This window comes from Klebsiella sp. BDA134-6, assembly GCF_015601345.1.
GTDB lineage: Bacteria > Pseudomonadota > Gammaproteobacteria > Enterobacterales > Enterobacteriaceae > Klebsiella > Klebsiella grimontii.
Window position 1 is genome coordinate 4261131 of sequence record NZ_CP064784.1, and the last position, 24780, is coordinate 4285910.

The 24780-nt window shown below is 53.7% G+C and carries 23 protein-coding genes and 1 tRNA gene; 10 read left to right on the plus strand and 14 right to left on the minus strand.

Annotated elements, in window-relative coordinates:
• The first annotated feature begins 3 nt into the window (after positions 1–3).
• A complete protein-coding gene (mnmC, locus tag IYV58_RS19580) occupies positions 4–1992 on the plus strand; it encodes a bifunctional tRNA (5-methylaminomethyl-2-thiouridine)(34)-methyltransferase MnmC2/FAD-dependent 5-carboxymethylaminomethyl-2-thiouridine(34) oxidoreductase MnmC1 (RefSeq protein ID WP_142445918.1) in 1989 nt (662 codons plus the stop codon).
• A gap of 54 nt (positions 1993–2046) precedes the next feature.
• Here mnmC and IYV58_RS19585 read toward each other — a convergent pair whose 3' ends face one another.
• Genes IYV58_RS19585 through prmB form a run of 6 tightly spaced genes read right to left on the minus strand, consistent with a single transcriptional unit; the run spans position 2047 to position 6597 of the window.
• Positions 2047–2325, minus strand: a complete 279-nt coding sequence (locus IYV58_RS19585) for a YfcL family protein (protein ID WP_004123241.1) — start codon at positions 2323–2325, stop codon at positions 2047–2049.
• Positions 2326–2356: 31 nt separating this feature from the next.
• Positions 2357–2905, minus strand: a complete 549-nt coding sequence (locus IYV58_RS19590; protein ID WP_004123243.1) for an elongation factor P hydroxylase — start codon at positions 2903–2905, stop codon at positions 2357–2359.
• A complete protein-coding gene (locus IYV58_RS19595) occupies positions 2905–3714 on the minus strand; it encodes a sulfite exporter TauE/SafE family protein (RefSeq protein WP_004123247.1) in 810 nt (269 codons plus the stop codon). The genes IYV58_RS19590 and IYV58_RS19595 overlap by 1 nt, the downstream gene beginning before the upstream one ends.
• On the minus strand, positions 3714–4538 hold the full coding sequence (mepA, locus tag IYV58_RS19600) for a penicillin-insensitive murein endopeptidase (RefSeq protein ID WP_004123249.1): 825 nt from the start codon (positions 4536–4538) through the stop codon (positions 3714–3716). The genes IYV58_RS19595 and mepA overlap by 1 nt, the downstream gene beginning before the upstream one ends.
• Before the next feature lie 3 nt (positions 4539–4541).
• On the minus strand, positions 4542–5627 hold the full coding sequence (gene aroC / locus IYV58_RS19605; protein ID WP_004123252.1) for a chorismate synthase: 1086 nt from the start codon (positions 5625–5627) through the stop codon (positions 4542–4544).
• Between the two features lie 37 nt (positions 5628–5664).
• Entirely contained in the window at positions 5665–6597 is a 933-nt protein-coding gene (gene prmB / locus IYV58_RS19610; RefSeq protein WP_009652591.1) for a 50S ribosomal protein L3 N(5)-glutamine methyltransferase, read from the minus strand.
• Between the two features lie 167 nt (positions 6598–6764).
• Here prmB and smrB point away from each other — a divergent pair, with 167 nt between their 5' ends.
• On the plus strand, positions 6765–7316 hold the full coding sequence (gene smrB, locus IYV58_RS19615) for an endonuclease SmrB (protein WP_004123257.1): 552 nt from the start codon (positions 6765–6767) through the stop codon (positions 7314–7316).
• A 19-nt stretch (positions 7317–7335) separates the two neighbouring features.
• Here smrB and sixA read toward each other — a convergent pair whose 3' ends face one another.
• From sixA to IYV58_RS19635, 4 genes are all read right to left on the minus strand, one after another.
• On the minus strand, positions 7336–7821 hold the full coding sequence (gene sixA / locus IYV58_RS19620) for a phosphohistidine phosphatase SixA (RefSeq protein ID WP_032741921.1): 486 nt from the start codon (positions 7819–7821) through the stop codon (positions 7336–7338).
• Positions 7822–8030: 209 nt separating this feature from the next.
• Positions 8031–10175, minus strand: a complete 2145-nt coding sequence (gene fadJ, locus IYV58_RS19625; protein WP_087829170.1) for a fatty acid oxidation complex subunit alpha FadJ — start codon at positions 10173–10175, stop codon at positions 8031–8033.
• A complete protein-coding gene (gene fadI / locus IYV58_RS19630; RefSeq protein ID WP_087829171.1) occupies positions 10175–11485 on the minus strand; it encodes an acetyl-CoA C-acyltransferase FadI in 1311 nt (436 codons plus the stop codon). The genes fadJ and fadI overlap by 1 nt, the downstream gene beginning before the upstream one ends.
• Positions 11486–11645: 160 nt before the next feature.
• Positions 11646–11930 carry a YfcZ/YiiS family protein gene (locus tag IYV58_RS19635; protein ID WP_004123267.1) on the minus strand — a complete coding sequence of 95 codons (285 nt, stop codon included), beginning with the start codon at positions 11928–11930 and terminating at the stop codon, positions 11646–11648.
• A gap of 372 nt (positions 11931–12302) precedes the next feature.
• On the opposite strand from IYV58_RS19635, the gene fadL reads away from it, so the two are divergent.
• Positions 12303–13667, plus strand: coding sequence for a long-chain fatty acid transporter FadL (gene fadL, locus IYV58_RS19640; protein WP_075208544.1), 1365 nt, complete (start codon positions 12303–12305; stop codon positions 13665–13667).
• 62 nt (positions 13668–13729) lie between these two features.
• On the opposite strand, the gene mlaA is transcribed toward fadL, so the two are convergent.
• Positions 13730–14491, minus strand: coding sequence for a phospholipid-binding lipoprotein MlaA (gene mlaA, locus IYV58_RS19645; RefSeq protein ID WP_004123272.1), 762 nt, complete (start codon positions 14489–14491; stop codon positions 13730–13732).
• A gap of 257 nt (positions 14492–14748) precedes the next feature.
• Between mlaA and IYV58_RS19650 the strand changes: the two genes are divergently transcribed.
• Positions 14749–15645, plus strand: coding sequence for a formate/nitrite transporter family protein (locus tag IYV58_RS19650; RefSeq protein WP_004123276.1), 897 nt, complete (start codon positions 14749–14751; stop codon positions 15643–15645).
• Positions 15646–15719: 74 nt separating this feature from the next.
• A tRNA-Arg gene (locus IYV58_RS19655) sits at positions 15720–15791 on the plus strand.
• 81 nt (positions 15792–15872) lie between these two features.
• On the opposite strand, the gene IYV58_RS19660 is transcribed toward IYV58_RS19655, so the two are convergent.
• Entirely contained in the window at positions 15873–16208 is a 336-nt protein-coding gene (locus IYV58_RS19660) for a lysozyme inhibitor LprI family protein (RefSeq protein WP_049114645.1), read from the minus strand.
• A 644-nt stretch (positions 16209–16852) separates the two neighbouring features.
• Between IYV58_RS19660 and IYV58_RS19665 the strand changes: the two genes are divergently transcribed.
• A complete protein-coding gene (locus tag IYV58_RS19665) occupies positions 16853–17107 on the plus strand; it encodes a hypothetical protein (protein WP_032742184.1) in 255 nt (84 codons plus the stop codon).
• A gap of 550 nt (positions 17108–17657) precedes the next feature.
• Positions 17658–18521, plus strand: coding sequence for a hypothetical protein (locus tag IYV58_RS19670; RefSeq protein WP_004123282.1), 864 nt, complete (start codon positions 17658–17660; stop codon positions 18519–18521).
• A 203-nt stretch (positions 18522–18724) separates the two neighbouring features.
• Here the strand turns inward: IYV58_RS19670 and cynR are convergent, their stop codons facing one another.
• A complete protein-coding gene (gene cynR, locus IYV58_RS19675) occupies positions 18725–19630 on the minus strand; it encodes a transcriptional regulator CynR (RefSeq protein ID WP_049114644.1) in 906 nt (301 codons plus the stop codon).
• A 166-nt stretch (positions 19631–19796) separates the two neighbouring features.
• Between cynR and IYV58_RS19680 the strand changes: the two genes are divergently transcribed.
• Both IYV58_RS19680 and ypdK read left to right on the plus strand, forming a co-directional pair.
• Positions 19797–20984 carry a cyanate transporter gene (locus tag IYV58_RS19680; protein ID WP_004123288.1) on the plus strand — a complete coding sequence of 396 codons (1188 nt, stop codon included), beginning with the start codon at positions 19797–19799 and terminating at the stop codon, positions 20982–20984.
• 364 nt (positions 20985–21348) lie between these two features.
• A complete protein-coding gene (ypdK, locus tag IYV58_RS19685) occupies positions 21349–21420 on the plus strand; it encodes a membrane protein YpdK (protein WP_077777854.1) in 72 nt (23 codons plus the stop codon).
• A gap of 40 nt (positions 21421–21460) precedes the next feature.
• Here the strand turns inward: ypdK and alaC are convergent, their stop codons facing one another.
• On the minus strand, positions 21461–22699 hold the full coding sequence (gene alaC, locus IYV58_RS19690; RefSeq protein WP_004123291.1) for an alanine transaminase: 1239 nt from the start codon (positions 22697–22699) through the stop codon (positions 21461–21463).
• A gap of 379 nt (positions 22700–23078) precedes the next feature.
• Here alaC and IYV58_RS19695 point away from each other — a divergent pair, with 379 nt between their 5' ends.
• Entirely contained in the window at positions 23079–24776 is a 1698-nt protein-coding gene (locus IYV58_RS19695) for a sensor histidine kinase (RefSeq protein ID WP_195729202.1), read from the plus strand.
• The last annotated feature ends 4 nt before the right edge of the window (positions 24777–24780 follow it).

Consider the following 24780-nt stretch of genomic DNA (forward strand, 5'->3'; position numbering starts at 1 on the left):
TACGTGAAACAAAACGCCATACAACCTGCCAACCTGGAATTCAACGCTGAGGGTACACCTGTTTCCCGAGATTTTGACGATGTGTACTTTTCCAATGACAACGGTCTGGAAGAGACGCGCTACGTCTTCCTCGGCGGCAATCGGCTCAATGAACGTTTTCCAGGACATCCCCGCCCGTTTTTTGTGGTTGCCGAAAGCGGGTTCGGTACCGGCCTCAATTTCCTCACGCTGTGGCAGGCGTTTGACGTTTTTCACCGTGAGAATCCACAAGCTACCCTGCAAAGATTACATTTCATCAGTTTCGAAAAATTTCCGCTGAAAGCGGACGACCTACGCCTTGCTCACCAGCGCTGGCCGGAACTTGCAACCTGGGCCGAGCAGCTGCAGGCGCAGTGGCCTCTGCCCATCGCGGGCTGCCATCGTCTGCTGCTGGACGAGGGTCGGGTCACGCTGGACTTGTGGTTCGGCGATATTAATCAGCTGACCAACGAGCTCGATGATTCGCTTAATCGGCAGGTAGATGCCTGGTTTCTCGACGGCTTTGCCCCCGCAAAAAACCCGGACATGTGGACAGCGGAGCTGTTTGCGGCGATGGCCCGACTGGCCAGACCCGGCGGCACCCTGGCGACCTTCACCTCCGCCGGTTTTGTGCGTCGCGGGCTGCAGGAAGCCGGCTTCAGCATGCAGAAGCGCAAAGGTTTTGGCCGCAAGCGCGAAATGCTCACCGGTGAAATGCTTCAGACGCTGGAGATCCCCGCGCGCGCGCCGTGGTTTGCCCGCAGCGGTACGGAACATCGCGATGCCGCGATTATCGGCGGGGGGATCGCCAGCGCCCTGCTCGCGCTGGCGCTGCTGCGCCGCGGATGGCAGGTGACGTTATACTGCGCCGACAGCGCGCCGGCCGAAGGCGCCTCCGGAAACCGCCAGGGTGCGCTCTATCCGCTGCTCAGCCAGCACGATCCCGCCCTTGCCCGCTTCTTCCCAGCGGCGTTTACTTTCGCCCGCCGCCTGTACGACACGCTGCCGGTGATGTTCGATCATGAATGGTGCGGCGTGACGCAGCTGGGCTGGGATGCAAAAAGCGCGCAGAAAATCGCTCAGATGATTGAGCTTAATCTTCCGCCAGAAATCGCCGTCGCCGTGAACGCCGAGGCCGCAGAGCAACAAACCGGTGTCGAAACCGGCTGCGGCGGCATCGCCTATCCGGCAGGCGGCTGGCTTTGTCCGCAGCAGTTAACCGCTGAGCTGCTGGCTCTCGCCGCGACTCGCGGACTCCTCGTTCACTATGATTACCCGGTAAAGGCTCTCAGCGCAGACAATGGCGGCTGGCAGTTAAACCAACGGCAGTACCACGAGGTCGTGATACTGGCCAACGGCCATCAGTTGACCCACTTCAGCCAGACGGAGCATCTTCCCATGTACCCGGTTGCCGGTCAGGTTAGCCATATTCCGACGACGCCAGGGCTATCGAAATTGCGCCAGGTCCTGTGCTACAACGGCTACCTGACGCCGCAAAACCCGCATAATAAGCAACACTGCATTGGCGCAAGCTACCACCGAGGGCAAGCAGAAGCCGCATTTAGCGCCGACGATCAGCAGCAGAATCGGCAACGCCTGATTGACTGCTTCCCGCAGGCGGAATGGACGCGGGAGGTAGACGTGAGCGCAAATCAGTCACGCAGCGGCGTGCGTTGTGCAACCCGCGATCATTTGCCGATGGTCGGCAACGTACCTGATTATGACGCTACCTTAAGCGCATATGCCTCGTTAGCTGAACATCAGGAGCAGGCCGGAGAAGCGCCGGTTTACCGCAACCTGTATATGCTGGGCGCGCTGGGTTCACGCGGCCTGTGCTCCGCGCCGCTGGCGGCTGAAATTCTGGCGTCGCAAATGAGCCATGAGCCACTCCCCATGGATAAAGAAACGCTGGCGGCGCTGAACCCTAACCGGCTGTGGGTCAGAAAGCTGCTGAAAGGGAAAGCGGTGAAATAATCGAGGGAAAACGGGCCCGGCGGAGCGATCGCCGGGCTTTGGCGAAGAGCAGAACTATTTCTGCATCGCCTTCTGATACAGACTGTTCCACATTTCCTGCACCAGAATCTGATCCGGCGGCGACAGTTCGCCCGCGCTGATGGCTTTTTCCAGGCTCTGGGCTACTTTGTCATGCACCGCTTGCGCAGTATGCTCGTCCTCTCCTTCCAGCTCGGCCACCGCCAGCGTCAGGTGGCCGCGCAGATAACCGCCGGCAAACAGTTCGTCATCACTGGCGTGGTCGACCATATTATCTATTAACGCCAGAATGCGTGATTCAAACTCCGCGATCATCTTCTTTCCTCATAGTATGTAAAGCGTGGCCTTAGTGCAGGTCTTCCGGCCACGGGAACTGTTCTGCCGTCAAGGGCGGCGTTTGGTAATATTCTTGCAGCGCCTGAATGAAACGCGCGGGACGCTCGGGGATCCCCTGCTCCAGATAGGTCATCACCTGGGCATGCACGCGCCGCTGAAAAGCGATGCGGTCAGGCTCAAAATCCCCTTCCAGGTTGTCGCAGCTGACGTTAAAGGGATATCCCGCCGCCACGCAAAACAGCCAGTCAAACGCCTGAGGCTTCACCTCGACGTCTTCAAATTTAGACTGGGTCATCGCGTCGCGGCCGTCCGGGCAGTACCAGTAACCGAAATCAACCTGCTCACGGCGCGCCTTTCCGGCAATACACCAGTGCGATATCTCGTGCAGTCCGCTGGCGTAAAAGCCGTGGGCAAAGACGATGCGGTTGTACGGCACATCATCATCTGCCGGAAGATAGATCGGTTCGTCATCGCCTTTAATCAGACGGGTATTAAAATCGTCAGCAAAACAGCCGTCGAAGATTTCGATCAGCTGTTCATATTTATGCGTGCTGTTCATTAGTTCATCCCCAGCCAGTGGAGGATCTCCTGTCCATGGCTGTCATAAAGCAGTTTTGCACTCATCACCGCCGACACCACGACGATCATCGGTCGAATCAGTGACTGTCCTTTGCTCAGCACCAGCCGCGATCCCGCGCGAGCGCCGATAAATTGCCCGGCCATCATCACAAAGCCGGTAGCCCAAATGACCTTACCGCCGATGATAAACAGCAGCAGGCCGCCAACGTTAGAGGTCGCATTCAGCAATTTTGCATGCGCGGTCGATTTCGCCAGGTTGAACCCGGCCAGCGTGACGAACGCCAGCGCGTAAAAAGATCCGGCGCCCGGGCCAAAGAAACCGTCGTAAAAGCCAACGCAGCCGCCGGCAATCAGGGCAAACGGCAGGCCATACAGACGGCGCTGCCGGTCCTCTTCACCGAGCTTCGGCATCAGCAGAAAATAGAGGCCGATACCGATAACCAGAATGGGCAGTATTTGCTTAAGAACGTCGGACTGAACGTGCTGAACCAGCAGCGCGCCGCCGGTCGAGCCGAGAAAGGTCATCAGAATATTGAGCTTCTGATCGGCCAGATTCACCACCTTGCGGCGAATGAAATACAGCGAAGCGGAAAGCGACCCGCCGCAGGCCTGCAGCTTGTTGGTGGCCAGCGCCTGCGCAGGGGGAAGACCCGCCGCCATCAGGGCCGGCACGGTCAATAACCCGCCGCCGCCCGCCAGAGAATCGATGAAACCCGCCAGAATGGCCACGAAGAACAGTACGACCAGTACCGTCGGTGACACCATAAAAACGTCGAGAAAACTATCCATTAAAGAATATGCTCATCCAGTAGCGCCTGGCAGGAAGGCGGCAGCGGAGGCGGCGTCTTCTTCACAGGAGGGGTTGATCCCGGCTTAGGGGGTTCAAACCAGCTTTGCAATTCCGCGCCGCAGCCGTCGCCGGCCGGAGGCGGGGTCTGGTCTTCACACTCGAGGCTGCCTGCCGGGCAGCGCAGGCGCACGTGCATATGCGCGCGGTGCTGGAACCACGGGCGGACCTTGCGTAGCCAGTCGCGATCGTTACCGGCATCAAGGCACAGCTGCTGCTTAATCGCCGGGTTGACGAAAATACGCGTGACTTCGCTATCTTCCGCCGCCATCTTAATCAGCTGGCTGATTTGCGGGCTCCACAACGACGGCACCACGCGCTTGCCGTCGCGGGCCACCAGATCCAGAGCCTGCGGCTTCAGCAGCTGAGCTGAACTCCAGCGCGCCTGCGGCAGCTGAAGAAAAATATCGACGTCCAGCCCGGACTGATGGCTGGCGTGGCCGCCGTTAAAGCGTCCCCCGGCTGGCATACCCATGTCGCCAATCAGCACCGTTCCCATGCCTTTATTGTGCGCCTGATTGCTCAGACGCTGAATAAACTGCACGAGGTCCGGATGGCCGAAGTAGCGGTTTTGATCGGTACGCATCACCTGATAGCCGGTGGCGTTTAACGGCAGCGCCTGCGCGCCAACGATACAGCCATTGGCAAACGCGCCAATGGACTGCGGGCTGCCGCTAACGGGCTGCGTGATTTTCTGCCACGGCGTTGCCGCCAGGCTGGTACCGCTGGCGAGAAGCGCCAGCAGTGCGATAACGGTTTTTTTCATCTATTACCAGCGTGGAATTGATGTCGTCACGTCGCCGTTTTGCGCGCGCTGACGCATAAAGTGATCCATTAACACGATCGCCAGCATCGCTTCGGCAATAGGTACCGCGCGAATACCGACGCAAGGATCGTGACGCCCTTTGGTGATCATCTCAACTTCTTCGCCTAAGCGATTGATCGTGTGTCCAGGTACGGTAATGCTGGAGGTCGGCTTCAGCGCGATATTCGCCACGATCTGCTGACCGCTGCTGATGCCGCCGAGAATGCCGCCCGCGTGGTTGCTCTGGAAGCCCGCTTTGGTAATTTCATCGCGGTTTTCGCTGCCGCGCAGTTTCACCACCTCAAAACCATCGCCAATTTCTACGCCCTTCACCGCATTAATGCTCATCAGCGCGTGCGCGATATCGGCATCCAGACGGTCAAACACCGGTTCGCCCAGCCCCGGCGGTACGCCATCGGCCACCACCGTGACTTTCGCCCCGATGGAGTCGCCCTCTTTTTTCAGGCCGCGCATCAGTTCATCAAGCGCTTCGATTTTGTCCGGATCCGGGCAGAAGAACGGGTTCTGCTCTACCTGATCCCACGCTTTTATCGCCAGCGGGATATCGCCCATCTGGGTCAGGCAACCGCGAATCACAATACCGAATTTCGCGGCAAGGAATTTCTTGGCAATCGCCCCGGCGGCCACGCGCATAGCGGTTTCACGCGCGGAGGAACGACCGCCGCCGCGATAGTCGCGCAGACCATATTTCTGCTCGTAGGTGTAGTCTGCGTGTCCCGGACGGAAAACGTCCTTAATGGCACCGTAGTCCTGAGAACGCTGGTCGGTATTCTCAATCAGCAGGCCAATGCTGGTCCCGGTGGTTACGCCCTCGAATACGCCGGAGAGGATCTTCACCTGGTCCGGCTCGCGGCGCTGGGTGGTATAGCGCGAGGTTCCCGGACGACGACGATCGAGATCGTGCTGGAGATCGGCTTCGGTTAGCGGAATGCCTGGCGGCACGCCGTCAACAATGCAGCCCAGCGCCAGGCCATGCGACTCGCCGAACGTCGTGACGCGAAAGAGTTGTCCAATTGTGTTTCCTGCCATCACGGCTCCGTTTTTGTCGTTATGTTTGCGTGTTGTTTTAGTCTTTATAAATACCGAAATGCGCGCGCGCGGCAATCAGCTGCGGTTTAGTCAGCATAAAGACGCCATCGCCGCCGTTTTCAAACTCCAGCCAGGTAAACGGCACGTCAGGATATTGCTCCATCAGATGTACCATGCTGTTACCGACTTCACAAATCAGGATACCGTCATCGCTGAGATAATCCGGCGCGCAGGCCAGGATCCGGCGGGTCAATTTCAGGCCATCGCTACCGGAGGCCAGTCCCAGAACCGGTTCATGGCGATATTCGCCCGGCAGGTCGGACATATCTTCTTCATCGACGTACGGCGGATTGGTCACGATCAGATCGTATTGTACCTTCGGCAGATCGCGGAATAGATCGGAGCGAATCGGCGTCACGTTATGAATTAAGCCGTGATCTTCCACGTTCTGCTCGGTCACGGCCAGCGCGTCAGGAGAAATATCCACCGCATCGACTTCCGCTTCCGGGAAAGCGTATGCGCAGGCGATAGCGATACAACCGCTGCCGGTGCACATATCGAGGATGTGCTGCGGATAGTGGTCAATCAGGCCGGAAAAATGGTTGTTAATGAGTTCGCCAATCGGCGAACGCGGCACCAGCACGCGCTCATCAACGTAAAACTCATGGCCGCAGAACCAGGCTTTATTGGTCAGATAAGCGACCGGAATGCGCTCGTTAATACGGCGAATGACGCGCTCAACGATGCGATGTTTTTCGCTTGAAGTCAGACGCGCCGTACGCATATCTTCCGGAATATCAAGCGGCAGATACAGTGACGGCATCACCAGTTGTACGGCTTCATCCCACGGGTTATCGGTGCCGTGTCCGTACCAGATATTTGCGGCGCTAAAGCGGCTTACCGCCCAACGCAGCATGTCCTGAATGGTATGAAGCTCATTAACGGCTTCATCAACAAAAATTTTATCCACGCTATCCCCCAGGGCACGCTCTGCTATAAATTCGGCGGCTAGTTTGCCACGAAGACGGGGATAAATCAGCATTCTTACGTCAGGCGGAGGGGGAAAAATAGGTTTTCCTTGCCTGGATGCGTGGCGAGTCGGGTAAACTACCGACAAAGAAAAAATGAGATCAGGTAATGAAAAAGAAAACATCGCTAAGCGAGGAGGATCAGGCATTGTTCCGGCAGTTGATGACCGGCACGCGTCAGATTAAGCAAGACACCATCGTTCATCGCCCGCAGCGTAAAAAAATCGCTGAAGTACCGCCCAAGCGGCTGCTCCAGGAGCAAGCGGATAACAGCCACTATTTTTCCGATGAGTTTCAGCCACTACTGAATACCGAAGGGTCGGTTAAATATGTGCGCTCAGACGTCAGCCATTTTGAGCTGAAAAAGCTGCGTCGGGGTGATTATTCGCCGGAGCTGTTTCTCGACCTGCACGGTTTAACCCAGCAGCAGGCCAAGCAGGAACTGGGAGCCTTGATTGCCGCCTGCCGTCGCGAGCACGTATTCTGCGCCTGCGTAATGCACGGGCATGGGAAGCATATTCTCAAACAGCAAACGCCGCTGTGGCTGGCTCAGCACCCACATATTATGGCGTTTCATCAGGCACCAAAAGAGTACGGCGGAGACGCCGCACTGCTGGTACTGATTGAAGTTGAAGAGTGGCAACCGCCGGAGCTTCCGTAAACGTCAGCCCCGGAGGGAATCAGATAGCCTTAGCCATCTTCAAATTGCAGGGGCTCATTTGCCAGTTGAACTCGCCTTTGCCGCTGGAATCAAGCGTGACGCAGGCAATCGCCGAAGTGGTGAACATCGGGGGAGTTTCCCCCGGGCACAGCTCTGAGACAAGATACCCCACCAGAGGGAGGTGAGACACGACCAGCGCCGTCGCCACACCTTCATTTGCCAGCGCCTGCAAATAAGCGCTAACCATGCCAACGTCGCCGCACGGCGTGAGTTCCGGCATCACGTCGACATCTTTTGGCAGATTCATGCACTCCCCAACAATTTCCAGCGTCTGTTCAGCACGCAGGTAGGGACTCACAAGAACCCGCTCAATATCCACTTTTTGACCTTTCAGCCAGGTAGCCATCTGACGAGACTCATCGCAACCGCAGACGGTTAATGGACGAACCGAGTCACTGGCTGCATCGAGGGCAGCGTCGCCGTGACGCATGATAAAAACTTGCATATTGCACCGCTTTTGTTAACCAGAAGCACCGCGGTCTTACCCACGTAGACGATACGCAGGTGACCCGGTGGCCGGGCATTGTGCCTGATCCATTCAACGAATGAAACGCTGTTTTTTACCTCAATGGCGTAAGTATAGTCAACTATTGCTTACAAAATCGCCAAAGCTCAGCGCCGTTCATTGCCGGATTTACCTTCTTTGACCACAACTTAGGTCGTACGTTCCTCAGCGGGCCAAAAGGTCGCCCCCTGCTCGGCCATGTGTAACAAAGTGTCACATGGTGTAAAACGCGGGCCGTATTGAGCGGCCAGGCGCTGCAGTATCGCCGCCACCTCCCCCGCTCCCAGGGTATCCATATAGCGGAACGGGCCGCCAAGAAACGGCGGAAAACCAATGCCAAACACGGCGCCGATGTCACCATCGCGGGCGCTGCGAACCACTCGCTCATCGAAGCAGCGCGCCGCTTCGTTAAGCATCATCATCACGCAACGTTCCGCCACCTGCTGCGCGGACAAGCGCGCCTGTGGAGAGGAAATACCCAGTAAAGCGTAGATCGCAGGATCGGGCCGTTTTTTGCTTTTACGCCCTTTTGCCGCATAAAGATAGAAACCCCGGTTATTTTTTCTCCCTTTGCGATCGTCATTCAGAATCGAGCTAATGATGTTTGCAGGCGGGCTAAAACGTTCTCCCCATGCGGCCTCCAGCACTGGGATAATTTTGGTGCCGGTATCGATCCCCACTTCATCAAGGAGCTGAATCGGGCCAACCGGAAAACCGAATTTAACCAAAGCGTTATCAATATGCTCTATCGGCTCGCCTTCCATCAACAGGCGCATGGCTTCATTGATGTAGGGGGCCAGAATGCGGTTAACATAAAAGCCCGCTTTATCGGCGACGACAATCGGCGTTTTACCCTGCAGTTTAGCCAGCTTAACCGCCGTCGCAATTGTCTGCCGATCCGTACCACTATGTGGAATCACCTCCACCAGCGGCATTTTGTCTACCGGGCTAAAGAAATGAAGCCCGATGACCCGCTGCGGCCTGCTTGCATGCGCCGCGATCTCGCCGATCGGTAAAGACGACGTGTTAGAAGCAAAGATCGTCTCCGGACGACAATGCTGTTCAACTTCGCTGACCATTTTTTGCTTGAGCGCAAGATCTTCAAACACCGCTTCAATCACCACATCGCGATGTGCGAATCCCTGGTAATCCAGCGAACCGGATATTAACCCCATCTGGCGATCGCGCTCGCTGGCGCGCAGATAGCGGCGGCGCACCTGTTTATCGAGCAGATCCCAGCTATACTTCAGCGCGTGATTTATCCCACGCGGCTGGATGTCCTTAATGCGTACCGGTAATCCGCCTTTGCAGGCGGTGACGTAAGCGATACCGCCCCCCATGAGTCCTCCGCCCAGAATACCCACGCTGCGCAGCGCGACAGGTTCAGCATCCGCGCCGCGATCTTTTTTCAGATCGGTGCTGGCGAAAAAAATCGACCGTAGCGCCTGCGATTGCGGCGTCATCGCCAGCTCGCCAAAAGCGCGGGCCTCCTCGGCGTATCCGCTGCTGCAGCCCTGCGCCAGTCCGGTTTCCATCACCTGCAAAATGCGCTCTGTAGCCGGGTAGTTCCCCCGGGTTTTGTGATGCGTCTTTTTCGCCACCAGACGAAACAGCAGGCTGCGGCCAAGCGGGCCTGCGAGAATACGTTCACGCGCCGGAACAGCGCGGCTTGCCGGGCGGCCCTTGAGCGCCAGTTCAACCGCGGTTCGCAGCAGGATAGTCTGCGGCACCACCTCATCGACCAACCCCGCCTTCAGGGCCTGTCGCGGGCGAAGCTGCTTACCGGTGAGGATCATCTCCAGCGCGCCGCTGACGCCAATTAATCGCGGTAGACGCTGAGTTCCTCCGGAGCCGGGCAGCAGCCCCAGCTGTACTTCCGGGAGGCCAAGCCGGGTTTTATCGTCATCGCTGCATACCCGCCCGTGGCAGGCCAGCGCCAGCTCAAGCCCGCCGCCCAGGCATGCGCCGTGGATAGCGGCAATCACCGGAATCGGCAGCCCGTGGATCTCGGCCATGATTTGCTGACCCTGACGGGCAAGCGCCTCCGCCTCCTGCGCGGAATGGCAGCGGGCAATCATATTGATATCCGCCCCGGCGATAAAATTATCCGGTTTTGCCGAGATAAACACCGCGCCGCGCAGTTCCTTGTTGTCACGGATCTGACGGATGATCCCCCGTACCTCGCTGGCAAACTCAGCTTTCAGGGTATTCATTTTTTCGCCGGGCGCGTCAATGGTGATGACGGCGATATTGTCCGGGCGAACCTCAAGCGTAAATGCCGATACGGTTTCCATTATTCAGCCTCCAGAACCATCGCTGAACCCAATCCCCCCGCCGCGCAGGCGGTGACCAGCCCAAAACCTCCGCCGCGACGCCGCAGCTCATGCAGCGTTTGGGTGATCATCCGCGCGCCGGTGGCGGCAAACGGATGACCGTAGGCAATCGAGCCGCCCAGCACGTTAAATTTACTCTCGTCCACTTCCCCGATAGCCTGAGAGCGGCCAAGCACTTCGCGGGCAAAGCGATCGCTGGCCATACAGTGCAGGTTGGCCAGCGTTTGCGCGGCAAAAGCTTCGTGCATGTCTATTAAGGTCAAATCAGCCAGCGTCAGCCCCGCTCTTTCCAGCGCCAGCGGCGTCGACCAGGCCGGGCCCAGAAGCATATCCTGGCGAACATCAATCGCGGTGAAAGCGTAGCTTCGCAGATAGCCCAGCGGGACAAGACCCAGCTCTTTCGCCCGGGACTCGGTCATCAGGATCACCGCCGCCGCCCCATCGGTTAGCGGCGTACTGTTAGCGGCGGTCACGCTCCCGTGTTGACGATCGAAAGCCGGGCGTAACTTTTGGTAATCCGCCAGGGTTGAATTTTTACGAATATTATTGTCCTGCTCCAGCGGCTCACGGAACGGCGGCGTGTATGCCGTCATCACTTCTGCCGATAGCTTCCCTTCCTCCCAGGCTTTGGCGGCAAGCTGGTGCGAACGAAGCGCCAGCGCATCCTGCCGTTCGCGAGTGATACCCCAGGTTTTCGCCATTTGTTCGGCGGTATCCCCCATTCGCAGCCCGGTTGAGTATTCGGCAACGGCTGGCGGTACGGGCAGAAGGTCGCGAAAACGCAGACGGGAAAATAGCTTAAGGCGCTGCCCCAGGGTACGGGCTTTATTGGCGTCAACCAGCGTTCGGGCAAGTTTTTTGCTGACGCCAATGGGTAATACGGAAGAGGAGTCGGCCCCGCCGGCGATACCCGCGCTAATAGTGCCTGCCATCAGGCTTTCCGCGACGTTGGCCACCGCCTGAAAGCTGGTCGCGCAGGCGCGGCTGACACTATAGGCGTCAGTATGCACACTCATGCCGGTCCCCAGTACAATTTCCCGGGCGATATTCGGCGCTTCCGGCATTTGCACCACCTGACCAAATACCAGCTGCTCTATTATGTCCGCGGGGATAGTACTGCGAGCCAGCATTTCGCCGACCACCAGTTTACCTAAATCAACGGCCGGCACGCCGTGGAAAGCCGTCGCCTGTCGGGCAAACGGAGTACGTAGACCGCTGACTATCGCGATACGATCGCCCTGGCGGGTGACTAGCGGTAATGCCTGACTCATAACGCTCCCCTGTTAACCGATAAAACAAAGTGGTCTGACCTGATAACAGTTTTAACTAATATTTTACATTAAGCCAATCGGGGAAGCGAAAAAGTGGGAGCCAAAACACATTGATTAGAAAAGGTAACGCCCCTGACATGAGGGGCGTCCGGGGGAAGGATTAGCGTAGGCCGAGCTGGAAAATCAGAGTTTCAGCTTCACAGCTGAACACGAAATCGATATCCAGCTTCACGCCGCCATTAACGTCTGTAAAGTTCGGGGTGATTTTGCACGGCTCAGATTCAACGTTACGCGCTCTTTCGCTTAATGCGGCGAGCGTTTCTTCTGCTTCGGCACGGTTCGCAAACACGCGGCTATAGGATGCGGTGCAATCGGTGTTGTCCATAATGGTGCCAACATCCATACAGCAGCAAACCGGGGTTTCATCAGCACTGCATTTACTCATCGTAGATTTCCTCTGTATATGCACTCAAAGTGCCAGACAAACAATGTGCTTATTTTACGCCCGGGGCATGCCAGCCTCCAGTCGTTAATGGCGACAAACGGGATAAGTGACCGAAATCACACTTAAAAATGATCCAAAACAAAAACCGCCCACTTTGGGTATCAGCTGCCTCGGCAAAATTGCCAACTGGATCGCGTTTCTTAGATCACAATTGAAAAAACTTATAAACAAACTTGCAACATATCATCTGGTCAGACCTATACTCAGCGCACTGGTCTGATTTCTCTGTCGTAAAGCAGACCCTACACTTCGCGCTCCTGTTACAGCATGTAACATTGTTTAAATAAAAAATAACTCTATGAGGTTATGGGCATGAGCCAGAAAACCCGCCTTACCCAATCTGCCCTTGCAGTGGCTGTAGCAATGGTTTCAACCCAGGCCTGGTCAGCAGGCTTCCAGCTAAACGAATTCTCTTCATCGGGCCTTGGTCGCGCCTATTCAGGTGAAGGCGCTATTGCTGATGATGCGGGCAACGCCAGCCGTAACCCGGCGTTAATCATGATGTTCGACCGCCCAACCTTCTCGGGCGGCGCCATTTTCGTCGATCCTGATGTCAACGTCACCGGCAGTTCAGTTATCGGTAATGACGCCAGCCAGGACAATATCGCGCCAACCGCATGGGTGCCGAATCTGCACTTCGTGGCGCCGATTAACGACCAGTTCGGTTGGGGAGCTTCCCTTACATCGAACTATGGTTTAGCCACCGAGTTCAACAACGATTTTGCCGCAGGCTCGATGGGCGGTACGACCGATCTCGAAACGCTCAACCTGAACCTGAGCGGCGCATATCGCCTCAACGACCACTGGAGTTTTGGTTTGGGTTTTGACGCCGTCTACGCGCGGGCGAAATTAGAGCGCTATGCGGGCGATTTACCGGAAATCATCGGCGCTCAGCTACCGGGAATGGTGAAAGCAGGCAAACTCTCCCCGGCTCAGGCGGCGGCAATTGGTCAACAGGCCGGCGGTATCAGCCGCGACACCCAAATTGCTCGCCTGAAGGGTGATGAATGGGGCTTTGGCTGGAATGCCGGTATTTTATATGAAGTCGATAAAAACAACCGCTACGGTTTGACCTATCGCTCTGAAATTAAAGTTGATTTTGATGGGGATTATAAGAGCAGCCTGCCGTCTTCCCTCAACCCCATCAACTCTGCTCTGGGCCTGGGCCTGCCGTACGGCACCGGCGGCTCCACGATTGGCGGTTCTCTAACGTTGAATCTGCCAGAAATGTGGGAAATTTCAGGGTATAACCGCGTGGCGCCAAAATGGGCCGTTCACTACAGCCTGGCATACACCAGCTGGAGCCAGTTCCAGGAGCTGAAAGCAACCAAAACCAGCGGTGGCGAAACGCTGTTCTATAAAGACGAAGGTTTTAAAGATTCCTATCGTATCGCGCTGGGTACCACCTATTATTATGACGATAACTGGACCTTCCGTACCGGTATCGCCTTTGATGATAGCCCGGTCCCGGCTTCCAATCGCTCTATCTCTATTCCGGACCAGGATCGCCTGTGGCTCAGCGCCGGTACGACTTACGCCTTTAATAAAGATGCCTCAGTCGACGTCGGTGTGTCTTATATGCACGGTCAGCACGTTGAATTTACAGAAGGGCCGTATACCTTTAAATCAGAAGGTAAAGCCTGGCTGTACGGCGCGAACTTCAACTACCGTTTCTGATCCTCAGCAGCAACAAAAAAGGGTGAACATCATGTTCACCCTTTTTACTTTCAACCCGTCGGTTACTGTGAATCGATATCTTTAAGATCGCCTTCAATCGCCTGCGCGTTGGGGTTCTCATTCGGAGAAAGTTTACCGCCGTTGGCGATAAAGTCGTGACGCTGGAAGTAGGCTTCACGCATTAAGATATACGGATCGGAGGACTGACGAAGCAAGCCGTCTGAATCCAGCAGCTGCGCGCGTGTTTCAACGCCCTCAACCATCCATTTACCAATAGACATCGGCCATGTCAGCCAGGAAAGAACCGGATACAAGTCATCAGCCATATCCCCCCCTTCATCACGCAGGGTGAAGCTGCCGTAGAAAGGCAGTTGCACATATGGACCATAGCCGACGCCATAGTGACCCAGCGTGCTACCGAAGCGTGCAGGCTCAACGCGCTGCAGTTTCGGATTCGCCATCCCGGCCACATCAACCAGGCCCCCCATCCCAAGGATGGTGTTCAAGAAGAAACGCGTAAAGTGCACCATTCCTTTATAGGGATCGCCTTTCAGGAAGGAGTTCACCATTACCGCTGGCTCTTCAAGGTTGCTGGTAAAATTACTCAGACCATTACGCGCAGGCTGCGGAACATAATCACGCCACGCCACCGCGACCGGGCGAAGAACATAGGGATCGACAACATTAAAGTTGAAGTTGAACATGGTACGGTTAAAGCCTTCAAGCGGATCTGAACGCCCCTGTGGTTGATCGCCAGAATTAGAACTGGCGCACCCCACCAGCAATGTGGCGCCAAGCGCAAGCGCCGACAGGCGAAAATTCATAGGTGTCTCCCTGTTAAATTTAGCTATCGCTGGGGGTTATCGGGGGACAGCTGCCTCCATTAAGATATCGCCCGTAAGCATGTGCCTGCTTTCAGCATAGCCTTTTTTAGCATCATTGTTGATGTCCCGATTCTATACACATTTTGCAATTTCCGTATTGCTAATCTTGTCATTGCGAAGAATTTAGGAGCTTATCCGACCCAAACAGCCGAAACCGCTCTACGATTATAATAAAGACCCGTCGTTGAGGAAAAGTGATGAAGCCGCAAACTCACCATGATAGTGAAGATGTTGAGGTAGAAAGTGATGAAAAACAGAATGGTGAAGAAATTGAGGTTGATGAAGAACGGCTGCCTTCACAAGCAATGGCCACCCATGAAGTGATTCGTCAGGAGGGTGAGAAAGAGCTTGAGCGCGATGCTATGGCGCTACTCTGGTCAGCGATTGCCGCCGGGCTTTCAATGGGGGCTTCGCTGGTCGCCAAAGGTATCTTCCATGTTCATCTTAGCGAACTTCCCGGCGGTTTTTTGCTGGAAAATCTCGGCTACACCTTTGGTTTTGTAATCGTCATCCTCGCTCGCCAACAGCTGTTTACCGAGAACACCGTCACCGCCGTCCTGCCGATTATGCACAAGCCCACGCTCGGCAATATTGGCCTGCTGCTGCGTCTATGGGGAGTCGTGCTGGCCGGTAACCTGATCGGGACTGCGATCGCAGCATGGGCGTTTGATGTGATGCCTGTTTTTGATGAGCCCACTCGCGAGGCTTTTCTCAAAATTAGCCTGAAGGTGATGCAAAATCCCCCGCTGGAGATGTTTGCCAATGCGATTATTTCCGGCTGGCTGGTCGCAACAATGGTGTGGATGTTCCCTGCCGCAGGTTCCGCAAAGATTGTCGTCATCATTCTGATGACCTGGCTTATCGCACTGGCGGACACCACGCATATTGTGGTTGGCAGCGTCGAGATTTTCTACCTGGTATTTAACGGAACGCTGCCGTGGCAGGAATTTATCTGGCCTTTTGCTCTGCCAACACTTGCCGGCAACATATGCGGCGGGACCTTTATTTTCGCTTTATTAAGCCATGCGCAGATCCGCAATGACATGAGTCACGAGAAGAAGGCTCGTGCAGCCGAAGAGGCAAAAAAGCGCTAAGTGGCTATAGATTAAGCAGTTGGCCCGCGCAAGCTTAACGTGCGCCGAAAATAACGCTATAATCCCGGCGCTTTGTCCCCTTAGTTAAATGGATATAACGAGCCCCTCCTAAGGGCTAGTTGCAGGTTCGATTCCTGCAGGGGACACTTTTGAGTCGTTCGGCTCAGTTCGCAAAATCCCTTGAGTATCACTACCGCAGAAAAAACGTTAAGATCGAATCATCTGAATCACAGAGGTTTATCAATCCCGGCATAGATCTCATCAAGTTGCTGTAATCGGCCTTCATATAATTTTGTCAAACAGCTGATATCGCTACCACACTTCTGCCGGCTATGGAGCCATGCTTTTTGTGCATCCATCATCCTACCGCGCGTCCCCATTGGAAAAAGCCCCCGCAGGAACTGATACTTCGTTGCCATCGCAACATCCATATCGTTCAGGCTCCGGTCAGCACAGATAGCCTTCTCATCCGCCTGCATCGCTTTCTGACAATCAAAACTGGCTGAGTACCCCGCTAACGGATACAGCACAGCAATAGCCATCAGCACTTCTCTTATCTTCATATACGCTCCATTTCCGCACTCCCGCCATTTGTACACCCCGTTTATGACGAGTGCCCTTGCTATAAGCCCAACGTATGCTTTTGACACACTGACGCTCTGAACTATCCGTGCTGTCAGTGAATAAACTTAATCTATCTTACGGCTCCGATCGGATAAGTCGCCCTCCTTTTTATCCCGATGATGAAGCGGCCTACAGCATGACTGAATTAGCAGTCTGGATGACATCAACACTGCTTACCGGGGAGGGTGAATATTTTGTTACCGTAACCTTCTTCAGAATCATCCCGCGCAACAGGTCCCATCTTTAAATTTTATTCCATTAAAATCAAAAAGATAAATAAAACCCTATCATTCACAGTAGTTATCATTGTTTATTGTTTCCTGCCGTTACGATTCGCAAAACAATCCCAGTAGATAAATCTTTAGCGTCACGTATTCTTCGCGCTGCCGGATGCGCTGAACCGCGATCGTTTCAGCATCAGCGCTGCTTAAAAGCAGCGCGTCCGGCGGTTTATGGCGGATGAGAAGTTACCCTCTCAGCGATCCGCGACTTCACGGGGCAGGATGTCTGCAACATGAATAGGGTTCTATGCAGGACTTGCGGACAGCCTTTTGCCCTCCCTGATTTGATTATTTGGATAGATATGATGAAAAAAATCGCAATGGCGCTGGGCATCTGTGCACTTATGGCTTGTGGCGCTGCGAGCGCGGCAAACGGTCAGGTCGTTTCAAAGGCTAAATCAGCCTGCCAGGACAACCCAACGCAGTGCGCCCAGGCAAAGTCAACGGCAAAAGCCGATGCGCAGAAAGAAGCAAAAGCAGCCAAAGACGCTTGTGCAAAAAACCAGGCTGCCTGCGATAACGCAAAAAGTGCTGCCAAAAGTGCAGTGAAAAAATAAAAACAGTACGGTGGGTATACCCACCGTATTTTCATTGGTATGATCACCGGCAATACCGCAATTTAATTCCTGCAGAAGGCATTCAGCCTGCTTTGATAGCAGGATCTTTAACCTACGAGCCCGAGCTAAAACAGATGATTACGTGATACCAGCCATCACATCGGCTAACAGAAACGTTTAATAAGATGTTCCGCATTCAAGATAGCTCGTTTAGTAATTAAGCATCAGTCGCATGTATTATCAAAAACCTCACATAACAACCATGAATTTAATTCACAAACAAAATAATAAAGAACAATTAATTCCCTATAGTAATAGCAAGCAATTATAATTTTTTTTACTAGCGATACGTTTAATTATTACAGGGAAGCTGATAAGATGCGTGAAAGATAGTACCCTGACCAGATTCAACATTGATACTCAGACGCAATAATTGATATACGCTATCGGTTCTGATAAATATTCAGTGTGAATAGAAATCATCGCAACGCCGATAGAGGTCAACTTTAGATATCCCAACCAACCTATTTTTCATAAGATAATAGCGATCATGGAAAGAAAAGAAAGAAACATATGGAAACTAAACAATCTTCCTCCTCTGGAATATTGTTCAATCTCTCGCGCTAAAAAATTGTTGAATTGTGAAATAGAAGATTTGCTTCATTGGCATGATATTGGTGCTATAACCCTTTGCACAAAATTGGGTAGAACCAACGGTACACTAAAGGGCGCGTTCCAGCATGACCAGGGCGGCAACAATCTCTATTTTCTCAATGCACCAAATATTGATGAATTGAGCATTAGCGAAAGATCCTGGTCACGCCATTCAAAAATAAACAAAATTTTCAAGTTCAATGACAGTGAACCAAAACAGGAAGCGCAATATGGCATGCCTGTTACCCAGCTGAAGCTCCGGGTTTCCGTCTCTGGCTTATGGTACTGCGACACCAGAAATTTAACCGAGGTACTGGAAACGGCCGATGGCACCATTACTGAGCAGAGGATTAGCATTATATCCCCTGCAACAAATGTCCTCTTTTGCCACTTCATACCTGATAAGGATGAGAGGCCAACCATCACGCTCAATAAGCTGTATATCACGTGTCAGGCGATTGAGAAAATTTACGAACATACCATCAGCAGCCGCCCTCTCGAACTTGCTGAAAAAACCTTAAACGTGCCTGACGATCAAGATATGGCCCCCTCCTCAAGTATCATGCAAAATAAATTACTCATCGAATTTATCAATCATATAATTCAATCCAATCCACATTTTGGCGATAACATTCTTAACGCCACGGAAAACAGGAAAAATAAAATTTTTAATATTGCCATGGATAAACTCAGGTCTGAAGGTGTGGTTTCAAGCTACGGCAGCATTAATCTTCCGGCATCAGAATACACGTTCAAATGACAAGTACTTAATATAATGATTTCAGGATGAAACATTTTAGCGCCATGGGGACGGTGGCGCATAATTTATTCTCAATATGTTAAACGCACTTCAATATGAATTCATATGTGAATTCACCTCATAATAACACTATCCTATATGAAGGTGCTTCATGTTTATGAATTACTTTCTAAACAGCACATCAACGTAACGTTAAATATCTCTTATTCGAGTTCTGAAAGCCCAGCGCTCAGTTCTGTTGCAGCCTGATGCGCCATTAGCCTAAATTGGCGGGCTGCGGCGCTTTGCCAGGCCCCCTTGCGCTGTAGCAAACACGCGGTTCTTTCCAGCAACGATGGGGCGAGTTCAATCGCGGTTAAATCATCGCGCCCCAGAACAATGGCAGCCGGAAGTAGGGTTGCCAGCGACGTGCGTTCAACAACGGCCAGCACTGCGCTAATCGAGTTTGCCTCCATCTGTACTTTCGGTTGAATCTCACGCTGGCGGCAGTAGCGATCGATTTGTTCACGGGTGGCGAAAGCGCTACTCAGTAGAATCAGCGACTCATCATTGAGCGCGGTCAGCTCTATGCAGCGAGCCGCCGCCAGGGGATGATAGCGTCCTACCACCAGCGCCAGGGTTTCCGAGAACAACGGCTGAGATACAATATCCCGCGAATTGCTGCCTTCAAAAGCAATACCGACATCCAGTTCGTCATTTAGCAGAAGGGTCTCCATCCGATCCTGCGCTAACTCTTGTATATCCAGCGTAATATTCGGGTAACGCTGATAAAAGGCAGCCGCTAGCGGCCCCATAAAATACGTGGTAAAGGTCGGCATCATCGCGACACGTAGCGTGCCACGCTGCAGATCTTCAACGTCATTTAGCGCACGCTGCCCTTCAGCCAACCCCTGTAAAACCCGACGCGCGTAAATTAACCACACCTTACCTGAATCCGTCAGGCGGGTATTGCGCCCGCTGCGATCAAAAAGCTGTACGCCCAGAGTTTCTTCCAGTTGTCGAATCTGTTGCGACAAAGCCGGTTGCGAAACGTGCAACATGGCTGCCGCTCGCGTAAAACCGCCTTGTTCAGCGACGGCAATGAAGTAATTGAGGTGGCGCAGCAACATGAATTCATCCATAAGCAATTCAAATGAACTCAATCATAATTAAGTCTTTTAACTTATGAAATAAGTTACGTACTCTGTTCGCGCTTCTTGACCAAACGCCACAGGAGATTGGCATGAGTTGCCTCCATTCTTACCACAGCACGAAACTCACCGCGGCGACTCAGCGATGCATCTGACGCAGCGCAATAGCGCCATGCTGCTGGTGCTGGTGCTTATTGGTATAAATATGCGTCCGCTGCTGACCTCTGTTGGCCCTCTCCTACCGCAGCTCCTACAGGTAAGCGGAATGAGCTTCACGCTCGCTTCCCTGCTCACCGCGCTGCCGGTAATGGCCATGGGTCTGCTGGCGCTCGCCGGCGGCTGGATTAATGCTCAATTTAGCGAGCGGCAAAGTATCGCTCTCGGCCTGTTAACGATAATCGCCGGGACTTTGCTTCGTGAGCTGGCGCCGCAGAGCATGCTACTCCTCAGCAGCGCGCTCCTTGGCGGCATCGGCATTGGTGTGATTCAGGCGCTCATTCCCGCGGTGATAAAGCGTCTTTTTCATCGTCGGACGCCGCAGGTGATGGGACTCTGGTCAGCGGCGCTGATGGGTGGCGGCGGCCTGGGGGCCGCATTCACACCGTGGTTGGCGCAGCATAGCGCTATCTGGTATCACGCGCTTGCGTGGTGGGCCTTACCCGCCGCCGCCGCGCTCCTCTGCTGGTGGCCGCTAAGCCGTACATTACCCGCTCAGCCGCCATCAGGGCTCCCGGAGACTCTTTTTCGCCATCGTCGGGCATGGGCGCTCAGCCTCTATTTTGGTTTGATCAACGGCGGTTATGCCAGCCTGATAGCCTGGCTGCCCCCATACTATATGCAATCGGGATACAGCGCACAGTTCAGCGGCACCCTGCTGGCGTTGATGACCGTCGGCCAGACTGGTGGAGCGCTTCTGCTGCCCATTCTGGCCAGACAGGAAGATCGACGTAAGCTGCTGATGGCGGCGTTGTCATTACAGCTCATCGGCTTCTGCGGCTTTATCTGGCTACCGCAGCAGATACCCTTTGTCTGGGCTATCAGCTGCGGTATTGGCTTAGGCGGCGCGTTTCCGCTGTGCCTGGTACTGGCGCTCGATCACGCCAGTCACCCTGCCATTGCTGGCCGACTGGTGGCTTTTATGCAAGGAGTGGGCTTTATTGTTGCAGGACTTTCTCCGTGGTTATCAGGGCTGTTGCGAAGTTTAAGCGGCAACTACCAGCTCGACTGGATGCTGCACGCCGTTTGTATCTTAGCCTTGATGGTCATCACGCTGCGTTTTGCCCCCTCGCGCTATCCGCAAGAGTGGCAGCGTTCGCATTCAGCCATTCGCTAAACCCGTTTTTCACCGCGCGGGGCGTTTGTCCCGCCCCGCTTTCCAGAAGAAAAAAGCCCAAAATCAAACGACTATATCGGTAGACAAAATTATCGCTGACGACCGTCGCCGGAAAAAATTTAATACCGAATGAAATTAATGTGTCGCCGAATCACGACACTCGTAAGTAACTAAAAATTAATAAAAAAATGGATCTTGTTTCCCTCATTTTTTAGGCGTACATTAGCGCCATCTGGAGCCGTTTGAGCTCAGAATTTACAGCTATCGCCATCGGAAAAAGAGAATTTTTGTGAGCGATAGTTGAACAGACAATGAAGAGCAAATTCATTTAAGGCGTCTCGCCGAGATCGCGGAGTGATGAGTCGTGAAATATTTTTTAATGGGCATTTCTTTTATGGTCATCGTTTGGGCCGGTACTTTCGCCCTGATGATCTAGCTGTAACGGTGTTAAAAAAGGAGCCTCTCGGCTCCTTTTTTTATTCGTTGCTTTCGCTGGTTAACTTCGTCGAGGCGGGCAGCAGCCCGTCTGCACGAAACATGGATTTAATGCCGCGCACCGCCTGGCGGATACGATCGCGGTTTTCAATTAAAGCGAAGCGTACGTGCGTATCGCCGTAGTCCCCGAAGCCAATGCCCGGCGAAACGCAGACTTTAGCATCCTGCAGCAGCTTTTTAGCGAACTCCAGTGAGCCCATCGCCGCATACTGTTCAGGGATCTTCGCCCATACATACATTGACGCCTTCGGACATTCCACCATCCATCCGGCCTCATGCAGTCCTTTCACCAGCACATCGCGACGGCGCTTATACTGCTCGGCAATGTCACGAACGCACTGCTGATCGCCTTCAAGCGCCGCAATAGCCGCAACCTGTAGAGGGGTGAAGGTGCCGTAGTCGTGGTAGCTTTTAATACGCGCCAGCGCATTAACCAACGTTTTGTTGCCAACCATAAAGCCGATACGCCAGCCCGCCATATTGTAGCTTTTCGATAGCGTAAAGAATTCGACGGCAACATCGCGCGCGCCGGGAACCTGCATAATAGAGGGCGCTTTCCAGCCATCATAAACAATATCGGCGTAGGCCAAATCGTGCACAACCAGTACGTCATAACGCTTCGCCAACGCCACGACTTTCTCAAAGAACTCCAGTTCGACGCACTGCGCGGTCGGGTTGGAAGGGAAACCGAGGATCATCATTTTCGGCTTCGGGTAACTCTCGCGAATGGCGCGCTCGAGCTCATTGAAAAAATCCACGCCTTCAACGAGAGGTACTGAACGCACCTGGGCTCCGGCGATTACCGCCCCATAAATGTGAATAGGATAGCTGGGATTCGGCACCAGTACGGTATCGCCATGGTCAAGCGTCGCCAGCATCAGATGCGCCAGTCCCTCTTTTGAACCAATGGTTACTATCGCTTCTGATTCCGGATCGATCTCAACGTTATAGCGCTCTTGATACCAACGAGAAATCGCCCGGCGCAGACGCGGAATACCGCGAGAGGTGGAATAGCCGTGCGTATCGGGACGCTGGGCAACGGTGCATAGCTTCTCAACGATATGCGGCGGGGTCGCGCCATCGGGGTTACCCATGCTGAAATCAATAATATCTTCGCCGCGGCGTCGCGCAGCCATTTTCAGCTCAGCAGTGATATTAAAAACGTACGGGGGGAGACGATCGATACGCGTAAAACGGCGTTCAGGACTGAATTCAGCCATAGATTCCTCGGATTAACGTTAGCGCCCGGACCGTCCGAGCGACGCTGCTGCATGTGCAGCACGTTTAGAAAATAACCCGAAAAAATTCCCGCTGTCGAGGGGAAAGGCAAAAAAAATTTCTGGCGGTAAAAACGGGCATCAGTTCAGCAAAATAGGGCAGCAACGTTCTTCCCCCATCTCGCCTGGCTCATTAAAATTAACATATTGATATCTATAATTTAACCTGAATCGTTTTTCATCAGTAGACGCTATTGAATCTCAGGTCTTTATCATTAATCCCCTTTTATTTGTAATACTTTTCCCTATTCATGCCTTCAGCTGGCCTTCTGCCGCGAGGTTTTCTATCATGTTGCTTTCTCGCGATTAACACGGCGCACACATGCACGAAATATTTACTATGCTGCTGGCGGTTTTTGACCGTGCGGCATTAATGCTGATTTGCCTCTTTTTCCTCATTCGTCTGCGCCTGTTTCGTGAACTTCTACATAAATCCGCGCATACGCCAAAAGAGCTGCTGGCCGTTACCGCGATCTTCTCTCTCTTTGCCCTGTTCAGTACCTGGTCAGGCGTACCGGTCGAAGGATCGTTGGTCAACGTGCGTATTATCGCGGTCATGTCCGGCGGGATCCTGTTCGGCCCCTGGGTTGGGGCGATTGTCGGCGCGATCGCCGGGGTACATCGCTACCTGATCGATATTGATGGCGTCACCGCCGTCCCCTGTTTTATTACCAGCATCGTCGCCGGTCTGCTCTCCGGTCTTATCAGTCGTAAAGTGCCTAAAGCGCAGCGCTGGAAAGCGGGGATCCTCGCCGGCATGCTATGCGAAACGTTAACCATGATCCTCGTGGTCGTATGGGCGCCTTCGTTGGCGCTGGGGATCGATATCGTGTCAAAAATCGGTATTCCGATGATCCTCGGCAGCGTATGTATCGGCTTTATCGTTTTACTGGTGCAGAGTGTTGAGGGCGAAAAGGAAGCCAGCGCCGCCCGCCAGGCAAAACTGGCGCTCGACATCGCCAACAAAACGCTACCGCTGTTTCGCCACGTCAACAGCGAGTCCCTGCGTCAGGTCTGCGATATTATCCGCCGCGACATTAATGCCGATGCCGTCGCCATTACCAATACCCAGCACGTCATGGCCTACGTCGGGGTTGGTGAAATCAACTACCGCAACAACGACGACTTTATTAGCCCAACGACGCAACAGGCGATCCGCTATGGAAAAATCATTATTAAAAACAATGATGAAGCTCACCGGACGCCGGAAATACACTCCATGCTGGTCATTCCGCTATGGGAAAAAGGCGTCGTCACCGGTACGCTAAAAATCTATTACTGCCACGCGCACCGCATCACCTCTTCATTGCAGGAAATGGCGATTGGCCTGTCGCAAATCATCTCCACGCAGCTGGAGGTCTCCCGCGCTGAACAGCTGCGTGAAATGGCCAATAAAGCTGAACTGCGCGCGCTGCAGAGTAAAATTAATCCCCATTTCTTATTTAATGCCCTGAACGCCATTTCGTCGTCGATTCGCATGAATCCAGACACCGCGCGCCAGTTAATTTTTAATTTGTCGCGCTATTTACGCTACAACATTGAATTAAAAGATGATGAACAAATAGATATCAAAAGGGAGCTGTATCAAATCAAGGATTATATCGCGATTGAACAGGCCCGCTTCGGCGACAAGCTGACGGTGATTTATGATATTGATGATGAAGTCAGCTTTATGATCCCCAGTCTGCTTATTCAGCCGCTGGTGGAGAATGCCATCGTCCACGGAATTCAGCCCTGCAAAGGGAAAGGCGTGGTGACCATCGGCATTAATGAGTGCGGGAATCGAGTACGGATTAGCGTTCGCGATACGGGGAACGGTATCGACCCGGCGGTGGTAGCGAGGGTAGAGGCTGACGAAATGCCGGGAAATAAAATCGGTTTACTCAACGTTCATCATCGGGTCAAGCTACTGTACGGAGAAGGCCTGCATATCCGACGCCTGACGCCGGGGACCGAAATCGCTTTCTATGTGCCAACCCACTACGCGCCCCAGGTGGCTACGGAGTCGCTGCTGTCATGAGCGG